The organism is Streptomyces sp. NRRL B-1140, from assembly GCF_001280065.1.
In the GTDB taxonomy this organism is placed as follows: domain Bacteria; phylum Actinomycetota; class Actinomycetes; order Streptomycetales; family Streptomycetaceae; genus Streptomyces.
Map to the genome: position 1 here is coordinate 152,264 of NZ_LGEA01000058.1, position 11,715 is coordinate 163,978.

Genomic DNA, 11,715 nt, shown 5'->3' on the forward strand with positions numbered 1-11,715 from the left:
GGCCCGGGGTCCGCCCGTTCTACCGGGACTCCTCGGTCATCGCCGCGGCCTGCGCCGGGCCCGGGGCTGTGCGCTGAGGAGCAGGGTGTCGCAGCATGAAGACGTCGACCGGGTCCTGGGTCTCCACCGTGAAGCCGTGGCGTTCGTAGAGGTGGCGGGCCGGGCTGCCCTGGAGGACGTTCAGGCGGACGAGGTCGCCGGAGGCGTCCGTGGTGCTCAGCAGGGTGCGCAGGACCGCCGAGCCCAGGCCCCGGCCCTGCAGCGCCGGGGTGAGATAGAAGTGCTCCAGCCAGTGGCCGTTCTCGGACGGACGCAGGGAGACGCTGCCCGCGAAAGCGCCCTCCGACGTGATGACCCACGTGTGCCCCGGGGAGAAGCCGTCCCGCAGGCGCTGCCTGACCCGGTGTCCGTCGTAGCGGCCCAGCCGCTCCAGGTCCGGGCGCATCACCACGGCCCGTAGTTCCGCTATCGCCTCGACGTCCGCAGGCCGTGCGGGGCGCATGCCCCACTCCGGCTCCTCGTGCCCTTCCGTCGCTCCCACGACTGAATTCTTTCGAAAACACCCACGTTTTGCAGCGCCTTGCGCCGAACCCCTCTGCGTTGACCGGCAGTTGTAGAACACAGACCCCTCCGGAGTGTAGTCGCCGAGCGTCACCGAGGAGACGCGAAGAGTGAAAAACCGCAGGAGAGGGGAGCACGGTGGAGGCACGACACTCGGCGCTTCGCGCCGAAGAAGCGGAGGACGCGGTGAAAGAATTGCGGGCAGAACTCGCCAACGCCGGAATTATCCGGCCGTCACTGGGACTTGACCCGGCGGGTCTCGCGCGGAAAGCGCCCTGCCCGCTCGACGTACCGGGCCGGACGTCCCCGGACAGCGCCCTGCGGCCCGCGGTGGTGCGGCGATGAAGCCCCCCGTCGGCGCGTATGTCGTGGACACCCGCAGCGGCCGGATCGGCATCGTGATGGGGCACGAGGGGCCCTATGTGCAGCTGAGGCCGTACGGAGGCGGCAGGGAGTGGGACGCCGACCCCGGAGCCGTCCGGCACGCCACCCCGGCCGAGCGGCTGCGCGCGGCGACCGCGTACGCCAACGCCCGCAGCAGGGGCGAGGTCCCTTGACGTGACGGCCCTGCCAGAATGGCTCCATGAGTCTGTTCCGCGACGACGGCATCGTGCTGCGCACCCAGAAGCTGGGTGAGGCGGACCGGATCATCACGCTGCTCACGCGCGGTCACGGACGGGTACGCGCGGTGGCCCGGGGCGTGCGCCGGACCAAGTCGAAGTTCGGCGCGCGTCTCGAACCGTTCTCCCATGTCGACGTGCAGTTCTTCGCCAAGGGGAGCGAGCTGGTCGGACGCGGGCTGCCGCTGTGCACCCAGAGCGAGACCATCGCGCCGTACGGCGGCGGCATCGTCAGCGACTACGCGAGGTACACGGCCGGGACGGTCATGCTGGAGACCGCCGAGCGGTTCACCGACCACGAGGGAGAGCCGGCCGTGCAGCAGTACCTGCTGCTGGTCGGCGGACTGCGGACCCTCGCCCGGGGCGAGCACGCACCCCACCTCGTGCTCGACGCCTTCCTGCTCCGCTCCCTCGCCGTGAACGGGTACGCCCCGAGCTTCACCGACTGCGCGAAGTGCGGCATGCCCGGACCCAACCGGTTCTTCTCGGTCGCCTCGGGCGGTTCCGTCTGCGCGGACTGCCGCGTCCCCGGCAGCGTCGTACCCTCGCCCCAGGCCCTGGAACTCCTCGCCGCCCTGCTGACGGGAGACTGGGAGACCGCCGACGCGTGCGAGGCACGCCACGTCCGGGAGGGCAGCGGGCTGGTGTCCGCCTACCTGCACTGGCACATGGAGCGCGGACTGCGCTCCCTGCGCTACGTCGAGAAGTAGCGCGAGCAGCGCACGACCGAGCATCCGCACAACCGAGCAGCACCGAGCAAGCGAGCACGAGGAGACGAGAGACACATGGCCGTACGCGGGATCCTGGGGCGTCAGCGCCGGGAGTACAGGACGCCGGAGCCGCACCCGTCCGGCGCGCGGCCCCCGAAGATCCCCGGGGAGTTCGTACCGCAGCATGTGGCGATCGTCATGGACGGCAACGGCCGCTGGGCCAAGGACCGGGGGCTGCCCCGGACCGAGGGGCACAAGGTCGGTGCCGAGCGCGTGCTGGACGTGCTCCAGGGCGCCATCGAGATGGGCGTGGGCGCCATCTCGCTCTACGCCTTCTCCACCGAGAACTGGAAGCGCTCGCCGGACGAGGTGCGCTTCCTGATGAACTTCAACCGGGACTTCATCCGCAAGACCCGGGACCAGCTCGACGAGCTGGGCATCCGCGTGCGCTGGGTCGGACGGATGCCGAAGCTGTGGCGGTCCGTCGCCAAGGAGCTCCAGATCGCCCAGGAGCAGACCAAGGACAACGACAGGCTCACGCTGTACTTCTGCATGAACTACGGCGGACGGGCCGAGATCGCCGACGCGGCGCAGGCGCTGGCGGAGGACGTGAAGAGCGGCAGGCTCGACCCGTCCAAGGTCAACGAGAAGACCTTCGCGAAGTACATGTACTACCCGGACATGCCCGATGTGGACCTGTTCCTGCGGCCCAGCGGCGAGCAGCGCACCTCCAACTACCTGATCTGGCAGAGCGCCTACGCCGAGATGGTCTTCCAGGACGTGCTGTGGCCGGACTTCGACCGGCGTGACCTGTGGCGGGCCTGCCTGGAGTTCGCCTCTCGGGACCGCCGCTTCGGCGGGGCGATCCCGAACGAGGAGCTGCTGGCCATGGAGGGCGAGCAGCCGTAGCGAGCAGCGGCCCGGCGGCCTCCTGATGGCAGCCGGGCCGCGTTGCTTCGACTGAAGCCCAAGGTCACCGACTCAGGGGCGCGGGGAACTGCGCGAACAACCCCCACGCACCCCCAGCCGAGAAGAAGCCTCACCCACCCCGGCGGGGAGTGAGAACCGGCTCAACCGCCGGAGGCAGCCGCGCAGTCGGCGCACGTTCCGAAGATCTCCACCGTATGAGCCACGTTCACATACCCGTGCTCCGCGGCGATGGACTCGGCCCACTTCTCCACCGCCGGTCCCTCCACCTCGACGGCCTTCCCGCAACCACGGCACACGAGGTGGTGGTGATGGTCGTCGGTGGAGCAACGCCGGTACACCGACTCCCCCTCGGCCGTGCGCAGGACGTCGACCTCACCGGCGTCGGCGAGGGACTGCAGGGTGCGGTAGACCGTGGTGAGCCCGACCGAGTCGCCCTTGTGCTTGAGCATGTCGTGCAGTTCCTGCGCGCTGCGGAACTCGTCGACCTCCTGCAGGGCCGCCGCCACAGCGGCCCGCTGCTTGGTGGCGCGGCCCTTCACGGACGGTCCAGCGGTCGTCACCGTTGCCTCCTCACGTCTGCCTTGCCCGGGCCATTGTGCCAGCCCGGGGTGGGGGCGGTCAGACGCCGACCTCGTCGGCCGCCTGGCGGCTGCCCGGAATCGTGCAGTCCCCGGGATCGGCCGAGCCGTCCGCGGCCGCCCGGGCCCGGGCGCGGCGCCGGGCCAGCGGGGCCGCGAGCGCCGTCAGCGCGATGAACGCGCCGATCGTCAGCAGCACGATCGTCGCGCCGGGCGGCACGTCCTGGTAGTACGAGGTGACGGTGCCGCCGATCGTCACGCTCACGCCGATGGCCACGGCGATCACGAAGGTGGCGGCGAAACTGCGGGCGATCTGCTGGGCGGCCGCGACGGGCACCACCATCAGCGCACTGACCAGGAGCAGCCCGACCACCCGCATCGCCACGGTCACGGTGACGGCCGCGGTGACGGCCGTCAGCAGGTTCAGCACGCGCACCGGCAGCCCCGTCACCCGGGCGAACTCCTCGTCCTGGCTGACCGCGAACAGCTGCCGCCGCAGGCCGAGGGTGACCAGGACGACGAACGCGGCCAGGACGCAGATCGCCGTGACGTCCGACGGGGAGACCGTCGACAGGGAGCCGAACAGATACGACGTCAGGTTGGCGTTGGAGCCCGTCGGCGCGAGGTTGATGAACATCACACCGCCCGCCATGCCGCCGTAGAACAGCATCGCGAGGGCGATGTCGCCGCGGGTCTTGCCGTACCAGCGGATCAGCTCCATGAGGACCGCGCCGAGGACGGAGACCAGGGTCGCCATCCACACCGGGGACCAGGTCAGCAGGAAGCCGAGGCCGACGCCGGTCATCGCGACGTGGCCGATGCCGTCGCCCATCAGGGCCTGGCGGCGCTGGACCAGGTAGATGCCGACCGCGGGGGCGGTGATGCCGACGAGGACGGCGGCGAGCAGGGCCCGCTGCATGAAGGCGTAGTCGAGGAAGTCCATCAGCTCAGCAGTCCCGTGCGGATCGGTTCGGCGCCCGCGGGTGCGTGCGGGTGTACGTGGTCGTGGCCGGGCAGGGCGTGCTGGCCGACGGCCTTGGGGGGCGGCCCGTCATGCACGACGCAGCCGTCGCGCAGCACGACCGCCCGGTCGATCAGGGGCTCCAGGGGGCCCAGTTCGTGCAGCACGAGCAGCACGGTCGCGCCCTGGGAGACCTGCTCGGTGAGGGTGTGCGCGAGGACCTCCTGGCTGGCCAGGTCGACGCCGGCCATCGGCTCGTCCATGATCAGCAACTCGGGTTCGGAGGCGAGCGCGCGGGCGATCAGGACGCGCTGGTGCTGACCGCCGGAGAGGGCGTCGACCGAGTCCTTGGCCCGGTCCGCCATGCCGACGAGGTCCAGGGCCCGTCGTACGGCCGCGTGGTCGGCCTTGCGCAGCACGCCGAAGCGGGCCCGGGACAGGCGGCCGGAGGAGACCACCTCGGTCACGGTGGCGGGCACGCCGCCGGCTGCCGTGGTGCGCTGTGGGACGTAGCCCACCCGGTGCCAGTCGCGGAACCGCCTGCGGTCCGTGCCGAACAGCTCGATCTCACCGGCGCCGGTCTGCACCTGCCCGATGACGCTGCGCACGGCCGTCGACTTGCCCGAGCCGTTCGCGCCGAGCAGCGCGACGACCTCGCCGCGGTGCACGGTGAGGTCGATGCCGCGCAGCACGGGGCGCGAGCCCAGGTCCGCGCGGACGCCGCGCAGGGATACGACGGGCTCGGTCATGCCGTCCTCCGATGGGTCGATCACTTGGCTCCCAGGGCCTTCTGCAGGGCCTTGAGGTTGGATTCCATGACCTGGAAGTAGTCCTCGCCGCGGGAGGAGTCCGTGATGCCCTCGAGCGGGTCGAGGACGTCGGTCTTCAGGTTCGCGTCGCGGGCGAGGGTCTTCGCGGTCTTGTCGGAGACCAGTGTCTCGTAGAAGACGGTGGTGACGCCGTCGGCCTTCGCCTCCTGCTGGAGCTCCCGGACCCGGGCGCCGCTGGGCTCGCTCTCCGGGTCGATGCCGGAGATGGCCTCCTGGGTGAGGCCGTAGCGCTCGGCGAGGTAGCCGAAGGCGGCGTGGTTGGTGAAGAAGACCTTGGTCTTCGTGTCCTTCAGGCCGTTCTCGAATTCGCTGTTCAGCCCGTTCAGCTTCGTGACCAGGGCCTCGGTGTTCTTCTTGTAGTCGGCCGCGTGGTCCGGGTCGGCCTTCTCGAAGGCCTTGCCGACGCCCTGGGCGATCTCGGCGTACTTCACCGGGTCGAGCCAGACGTGCGGGTCGCGGCCGTGCTCGTCCTCCTCGGAGTGGCCTTCCTCGCCCTCGTGGCTGTGGCCGCCGGTGCCGTGGTCCTCGAGGTGGGTCAGCGTGGCCGCGTCGATCCTGGTCTTGATGCCGGTCTGGCCGACGGCCTCGTCGACGGCGGGCTGGAGGCCCTTGAGATAGAGCGCCGCGTCGGCCTCCTCGAGCTGCGCGCGCTGCTGGGTGCTGATCTCCAGGTCGTGCGGCTCCTGGCCGGGCTCGGTCAGACTGGTGACGTTCGCGTGGTCGCCGCCGATCTGCTGGGCGAGGAACGCCATCGGGTAGAACGACGCGACGACGTCGAACTTGTCCGTGTTGCCCGAGGCCGCGCTGTCGCTGGAGCAGGCGGTCAGGGCGCCGAGGCCGAGAGAGGCGGCCGCGGCGGCGGGTATGAGGCGTCGTCGTACGTTCATGACACTCATTTTCAACAAATATGGAAACCGTTGTCAACAAACCGCCCGAGCAGGGCCTTGAGGTCCCCGGAGGGGGAGCGATTTGATTGAGGGGGCGTCCCCGCCGGTAACCTGAAGCATTCGCTGGAAGCAACTCGCTCCGTCGCCCGTCGTCGTAATGAAGAGAGCACCGTGGCCGCCGAGAAGATCGACACCATCGTCAGCCTGAGCAAGCGCCGTGGCTTCGTATTCCCCTGCAGTGAGATCTACGGCGGTCAGCGCGCCGCTTGGGACTACGGCCCCCTGGGTGTCGAGCTCAAGGAGAACCTCAAGCGCCAGTGGTGGCGCTACATGGTGACGTCGCGCGAGGACGTCGTGGGTATCGACTCGTCCGTGATCCTGGCCCCCGAGGTCTGGGTCGCCTCCGGTCACGTCGCCACCTTCACGGACCCGCTGACCGAGTGCACCTCCTGCCACAAGCGGTTCCGCGCGGACCACCTGGAGGAGGCGTACGAGGAGAAGAAGGGCCGCGCCCCGGAGAACGGCCTGGCCGACGTCAACTGCCCCAACTGCGGCAACAAGGGCCAGTTCACCGAGCCCAAGCAGTTCTCGGGTCTGCTGTCCACCCACCTCGGCCCGACGCAGGACTCCGGCTCCGTCGCCTACCTGCGTCCCGAGACCGCCCAGGGCATCTTCACCAACTTCTCGCAGGTGCAGACCACCTCGCGCCGCAAGCCGCCGTTCGGCATCGCCCAGATGGGCAAGTCCTTCCGCAACGAGATCACGCCCGGCAACTTCATCTTCCGCACCCGCGAGTTCGAGCAGATGGAGATGGAGTTCTTCGTCAAGCCGGGCGAGGACGAGAAGTGGCAGGAGTACTGGATGGAGCAGCGCTGGAACTGGTACACCGGCCTGGGCCTGCGCGAGGAGAACATGCGGTGGTACGAGCACCCGAAGGAGAAGCTCTCCCACTACTCCAAGCGCACCGCCGACATCGAGTACCGCTTCCAGTTCGGCGGCAGCGAGTGGGGTGAGCTGGAGGGCGTGGCCAACCGCACCGACTACGACCTCGGCGCCCACTCCAAGGCCTCCGGCCAGGACCTCACCTACTTCGACCAGGAGGCCGGCGAGCGCTGGACTCCGTACGTCATCGAGCCCGCGGCCGGTGTCGGCCGCGCGATGCTGGCGTTCCTGCTGGACGCCTACATCGAGGACGAGGCCCCCAACGCCAAGGGCAAGATGGAGAAGCGCACGGTGCTGCGCCTCGACCACCGCCTCGCCCCGGTGAAGGTCGCGGTGCTGCCGCTGTCCCGCAACCCGGAGCTGTCCCCGAAGGCCAAGGGCCTGGCCCAGGCGCTCCGGCAGAACTGGAACATCGAGTTCGACGACGCCGGTGCCATCGGCCGCCGCTACCGCCGCCAGGACGAGATCGGCACGCCGTTCTGCGTGACCGTCGACTTCGACACGCTCGAGGACAACGCCGTCACCGTCCGCGAGCGCGACTCGATGAAGCAGGAGCGCGTCTCCCTCGACCAGATCGAGGGCTACCTGGCGGCCCGTCTGATCGGCTGCTGATCGCCCTTTCTCGCACAGCGGTGCCGGGTTCCTCCTCGGAGGGGCCCGGCACCGGTGCGTTCCGGCGGCTTCACAGATCCAGGTCCACGTAGACGGCAGCGTGGTCCGAGGCGCGGTTCCACTTCGAGGTGACCGAGTCGAAGGACTTGATTGTCGAGGGCGCCCAGACACCGCGCCGCTCGACCTCCACGTGCTGCACCTGGTCCCAGAGCGGTGGCGGCAGCATCAGATAGTCCAGCTTCTGGCTCTCGGTCTTGCCCGTCCCGTGGGTGCCCGGGGTGCCCCGGTACCCCGGGTGGCTCATCACGTCCCGCAGACCCGTGCCCAGCAGGGCACGGATCGCCTCGCTGGAGGGTTCGTCGTTGAGGTCGCCTGCCACGATGACGTGCGGGGAGCGTTCCAGGGCGGCCTGGTAGATCGACGCCACCCGCCGGGCCTGCGCGATGCGCAGCTCCGGGTTGTCGTCGCTCTGGCTCTTGAGGTGGTTGCCGAGCAGCCACAGCGGCGGCCCGCCGATCTGGATCTCGTACTCGGGGCAGTCCCGGCTGAAGAGGTGCTTGCCCGGGCGATCGGGGTCGGCGTCGAAGACGTGGGACCTCATGGACGTGATCGGGTGGCGGCTGAGGATCCCGACGTCGATGCCGCGCGGGTCGTTGCCGTCGATCACCATGTCGTAGGGGTACGGCGTCTTGTTCAGATCGGCGCCCAGCACCTGCTCGTTGAACCGGCGCAGGGTCGTGCGGTCCTCCACCTCCACCGTGAGCAGGATGTCGGCGTCGATCTCGGCGATCACCCGGCCGGTGTTGTACACGACCTCCCAGTCCAGGTCGTCACGGACCAGTTCCACCCAGCCGGTCCACGCGCGGCGGCCCTTGGCGACGATCGTGAACTTGATGTTGTCGCCGCTGCCTGTCGTGTCGAACAGCGTGTCCTTGCCGCGCGTCTCGTTGATGAAGAACGGCCTGTCCTTGCGGGAATCGTGCACACGGTGCTTCTTCAGCAGTTCGGCGATGCGGACCTTGGTGACGTCGTCGTAGGTCTTCTTCTCCAGCAGGGACACCAGCTCGGCGTAGTCGTCGAGGATCTCGCGGCGCTCCTTGTCGTCCGGCAGGCGGAAGACCTTCGGGCGGCGGAAGAGGTTCTCCGTGTTGAAGGTGGCGATACGGATCGTCATGGCGCGCTCCCTCGGGCGGCGCAGGAGTTCCGCGCGGCCGATGGCGGGCGCCGCCGGGGAGACCGCTCACCGGCACTTCCATTGTCGGAGCTCATGTGAACGGTGTCGAACGGTGGGGCTGTTGAGTTCCCTGGAGTGGTGGTGAGCCTTGAGACTCCCGGTCCGCGCGCAGGATTGGTCCTGGAGCGCCGACGCCGATCGGTCCTGTTCTCCCGGGCCGGGCGGAGTCAGGGTGACGCCATGAGCATCGCGTTCTTGCTGACCACCGTTGTCGTCGTCGCCACACCGGGCACCGGCGTCGTCTACACCCTGGCCGCCGCGCTGTCCCGGGGGCGCCGCGCCGGGGTCGTCGCGGCCGTGGGCTGCACGCTCGGGACCGTGCCGCATCTGCTGGCCACCGTCACCGGCGCCGCCGCGTTGCTGCACGCGAGCGCGACCGCCTTCCAGGTGCTGAAGTACGCGGGCGTCGCCTACCTGCTGTACATGGCGTGGGCGACGGCACGGGACAAGGAGGCGCTCGTGGTGGAAGCGGGCAAGGAGGCGCCCCCTGAGGTGTCGGAGCGGCGGGTGATCGTGCGCGGCGTGCTGGTCAACATCCTCAACCCGAAGCTGACGATCTTCTTCTTCGCGTTCCTGCCGCAGTTCGTGAGCCCGGGGGAGCCGCACGCGGTGCTGCGGATGGCGGGACTCGGCGGGTTCTTCATGCTCGCGACCTTCGCCGTGTTCGCGGGCTACGGGGTGCTGGCCGCGTCGGTGCGCCGGCACGTGGTGGGCCGGCCGCGGGTGACGGCCTGGCTGCGGCGGGGCTTCGCGGGGTCCTTCGTGGCGCTGGGGGCGAAGCTGGCGCTCACGGCGCGGTAGGACCGGTGGGGTGACAAGTATCGACTGACAGATATTGAAATCTGTCATCTGTCATGGCAAGGTGGGGGCATGACGATGCGAACCCGACCCCTCGGAACCACAGGCCCACAGGTCTCCGCCCTCGGCCTCGGCTGCATGGGCATGTCCGCCCTGTACGGCGAGGCGGACCGGACCGAGTCCATCGCGACCGTCCACGCGGCCCTGGAAGCCGGCGTCACCCTGCTCGACACCGGCGACTTCTACGCCATGGGTCACAACGAGATGCTGATCGGCGAGGCCCTGCGCACCGCCCCCGCGGCCCGGCGCGAACAGGCCCTCGTCAGCGTCAAGTTCGGCGCTCTGCGCGGCCCGGACGGCAGCTGGCTCGGATACGACGGCCGTCCCGCCGCGGTGAAGAGCTTCGCCGCCTACTCCCTCCAGCGGCTCGGCGTCGACCACATCGACGTCTACCGCATCGCCCGCCTCGACCCTGACGTGCCGATCGAGGAGACGGTCGGCGCGATAGCGGACCTCGTCGAGAAGGGCTATGTGCGGCACATCGGCCTCAGCGAGGTCGGCGCCGCGACGATCCGCCGGGCTGCGGCCACCGCTCCCGTGTCCGACCTCCAGATCGAGTACTCCCTCATATCCCGCGGCATCGAGGACGAGGTCCTGCCCACCGTCCGCGAACTGGGCATCGGCATCACGGCGTACGGTGTGCTCTCCCGCGGCCTCATCTCCGGCCACTTCACCGCGGACCGGCAGCTCGGCGCGGGCGACTTCCGGGCGATGTCGCCGCGCTTCCAGGGCGACAACCTCCGGCACAACCTGAACCTCGTCGAGGCCCTGCGGAAGATCGCCGAGCAGAAGGGCGTCAGCGTCGCGCAGATCGCGATCGCCTGGGTGCTCTCCCGGGGTGAGGACATCGTGCCCCTGGTCGGCGCCCGCCGCCGCGACCGGCTCACGGAGGCGCTGGGCGCGCTGGAGGTGACGCTGGAGCCGGCCGACCTGGCCGCGATCGAGGAGGCCGTGCCGGCCGGTGCCGCCGCGGGCGACCGCTACCCGGCGGCCCAGATGGCACACCTCGAGAGCTGAACCCGGCTGCGGGTACGGTCAGGGCATGGCACCGACCAGCGAGACTCTGACCGCCGAGCGCATCCTCGAGGCGACCGAGGAGGTGCTGCGCCGTCACGGCCCGGCCAAGGCCACCGTGGTGGATGTGGCGCGTGCGCTCGGTGTCAGCCATGGCAGCGTCTACCGCCACTTCAGGACGAAGGCGGCCCTGCGCGAGGCGGTCACCAAGCGCTGGCTGGACCGCACCTCCGGGCAGCTGTCGGGGATCGTCGCCGCCGACCGTGTCCCCGAGGACCGGCTGCGGGACTGGCTCGCCGCGCTGTTCGCCGCCAAGCGCCGCAAGGCGGGCGAGGACCCGGAACTGTTCGCCACGTACATGGTCCTCACCGACGAGAACGGCTCGGCGGTGGGCGAGCACATCACCGACCTGGAGACGCAGCTGACCCGCATCATCCAGGCCGGCGTCGAGGCCGGTGACTTCGCCGCCACCGACCCGGAGGCCTCGGCCCGCGCGGTCTTCCAGGCCACGGGCCGCTTCCACGACCCCTGTTACGCGAGGGAGTGGGAGGAGCCGGGCACCGAGGCCGACTTCGCGGCGGTCGTCGACCTGCTCGTGCAGGGGCTGCGGCGAGCACCGTAGTCCCCGGCGCGTCAGCGGCCCGCGCCGGCCCCGCCGCCGCGCCCCCTATGCCGCCGTCGGATCCACGGTGGCCTGGTGCGCTTCCAGCAGATGCTCCTCCGCCTTCAGCCAGGGCAGGAACTGGGCGCCTCTGCGCCAGCCGCACGTGTCGCATCTGATCGTGCGCTGCACACCCGTCCGCTGCACCCGCACCACGTGCTCCCGGCCGTGCTGGTCCCACCGGCTGACCTTGCTCGTGTCGATCTGTGTCATGACGCCTCCCGCGTCGAGAAATCCGCCGTCCCGGCCTGCTCGCAGCAAGGAGTGTGCAGCACGACCGACATCAACGGGGTTTCCCCGCAAGCCCGTTATCAGGC

14 protein-coding genes are annotated in these 11,715 nt (G+C 70.0%); 7 read left to right on the forward strand and 7 right to left on the reverse strand.

The window, feature by feature from the left end; translation table 11 throughout:
- Nucleotides 1-19: 19 nt before the first annotated feature.
- Nucleotides 20-502, reverse strand: a complete 483-nt coding sequence (locus ADK65_RS08295) for a GNAT family N-acetyltransferase (protein ID WP_053669220.1) — start codon at nucleotides 500-502, stop codon at nucleotides 20-22.
- 400 nt (nucleotides 503-902) lie between these two features.
- Here ADK65_RS08295 and ADK65_RS08300 point away from each other — a divergent pair, with 400 nt between their 5' ends.
- The 3 genes from ADK65_RS08300 (at nucleotide 903) to ADK65_RS08310 (ending at nucleotide 2,800) form a co-directional block, all read left to right on the forward strand.
- Nucleotides 903-1,118, forward strand: a complete 216-nt coding sequence (locus ADK65_RS08300) for a hypothetical protein (RefSeq protein ID WP_030836519.1) — start codon at nucleotides 903-905, stop codon at nucleotides 1,116-1,118.
- Between the two features lie 26 nt (nucleotides 1,119-1,144).
- On the forward strand, nucleotides 1,145-1,891 hold the full coding sequence (recO, locus tag ADK65_RS08305; RefSeq protein ID WP_053669221.1) for a DNA repair protein RecO: 747 nt from the start codon (nucleotides 1,145-1,147) through the stop codon (nucleotides 1,889-1,891).
- A gap of 75 nt (nucleotides 1,892-1,966) precedes the next feature.
- Nucleotides 1,967-2,800, forward strand: coding sequence for an isoprenyl transferase (locus tag ADK65_RS08310; protein WP_053669224.1), 834 nt, complete (start codon nucleotides 1,967-1,969; stop codon nucleotides 2,798-2,800).
- A gap of 161 nt (nucleotides 2,801-2,961) precedes the next feature.
- On the opposite strand, the gene ADK65_RS08315 is transcribed toward ADK65_RS08310, so the two are convergent.
- Genes ADK65_RS08315 through ADK65_RS08330 form a run of 4 tightly spaced genes read right to left on the reverse strand, consistent with a single transcriptional unit; the run spans nucleotide 2,962 to nucleotide 6,077 of the window.
- Nucleotides 2,962-3,381, reverse strand: a complete 420-nt coding sequence (locus tag ADK65_RS08315) for a Fur family transcriptional regulator (RefSeq protein ID WP_053669226.1) — start codon at nucleotides 3,379-3,381, stop codon at nucleotides 2,962-2,964.
- Nucleotides 3,382-3,439: 58 nt separating this feature from the next.
- The gene (locus ADK65_RS08320) at nucleotides 3,440-4,342 is read right to left on the reverse strand and encodes a metal ABC transporter permease (RefSeq protein WP_053669228.1); all 903 of its coding nucleotides are present in this window, start codon (nucleotides 4,340-4,342) and stop codon (nucleotides 3,440-3,442) included.
- A complete protein-coding gene (locus ADK65_RS08325; protein WP_053669282.1) occupies nucleotides 4,342-5,109 on the reverse strand; it encodes a metal ABC transporter ATP-binding protein in 768 nt (255 codons plus the stop codon). Before ADK65_RS08325 ends, ADK65_RS08320 begins: the two co-directional genes overlap by 1 nt.
- Nucleotides 5,110-5,129: 20 nt before the next feature.
- Nucleotides 5,130-6,077 carry a metal ABC transporter substrate-binding protein gene (locus ADK65_RS08330; protein WP_053669230.1) on the reverse strand — a complete coding sequence of 316 codons (948 nt, stop codon included), beginning with the start codon at nucleotides 6,075-6,077 and terminating at the stop codon, nucleotides 5,130-5,132.
- 171 nt (nucleotides 6,078-6,248) lie between these two features.
- On the opposite strand from ADK65_RS08330, the gene ADK65_RS08335 reads away from it, so the two are divergent.
- Nucleotides 6,249-7,631 (forward strand): glycine--tRNA ligase, encoded by a 1,383-nt coding sequence (locus ADK65_RS08335; protein ID WP_053669232.1) that lies wholly within the window; start codon nucleotides 6,249-6,251, stop codon nucleotides 7,629-7,631.
- Nucleotides 7,632-7,701: 70 nt separating this feature from the next.
- On the opposite strand, the gene ADK65_RS08340 is transcribed toward ADK65_RS08335, so the two are convergent.
- Complete coding sequence (locus tag ADK65_RS08340) at nucleotides 7,702-8,805, reverse strand: endonuclease/exonuclease/phosphatase family protein (RefSeq protein ID WP_053669234.1); 1,104 nt, start codon at nucleotides 8,803-8,805, stop codon at nucleotides 7,702-7,704.
- A gap of 240 nt (nucleotides 8,806-9,045) precedes the next feature.
- Here ADK65_RS08340 and ADK65_RS08345 point away from each other — a divergent pair, with 240 nt between their 5' ends.
- The 3 genes from ADK65_RS08345 to ADK65_RS08355 all read left to right on the forward strand — a co-directional run bounded on the left by ADK65_RS08345 (nucleotide 9,046) and on the right by ADK65_RS08355 (nucleotide 11,359).
- On the forward strand, nucleotides 9,046-9,666 hold the full coding sequence (locus tag ADK65_RS08345) for a LysE family translocator (protein ID WP_053669236.1): 621 nt from the start codon (nucleotides 9,046-9,048) through the stop codon (nucleotides 9,664-9,666).
- A 69-nt stretch (nucleotides 9,667-9,735) separates the two neighbouring features.
- Complete coding sequence (locus tag ADK65_RS08350; RefSeq protein WP_053669238.1) at nucleotides 9,736-10,740, forward strand: aldo/keto reductase; 1,005 nt, start codon at nucleotides 9,736-9,738, stop codon at nucleotides 10,738-10,740.
- 25 nt (nucleotides 10,741-10,765) lie between these two features.
- Nucleotides 10,766-11,359 carry a TetR family transcriptional regulator gene (locus ADK65_RS08355; RefSeq protein ID WP_053669240.1) on the forward strand — a complete coding sequence of 198 codons (594 nt, stop codon included), beginning with the start codon at nucleotides 10,766-10,768 and terminating at the stop codon, nucleotides 11,357-11,359.
- Nucleotides 11,360-11,404: 45 nt separating this feature from the next.
- On the opposite strand, the gene ADK65_RS08360 is transcribed toward ADK65_RS08355, so the two are convergent.
- Nucleotides 11,405-11,611, reverse strand: a complete 207-nt coding sequence (locus ADK65_RS08360) for a hypothetical protein (protein ID WP_053669242.1) — start codon at nucleotides 11,609-11,611, stop codon at nucleotides 11,405-11,407.
- Between the last annotated feature and the right edge of the window lie 104 nt (nucleotides 11,612-11,715).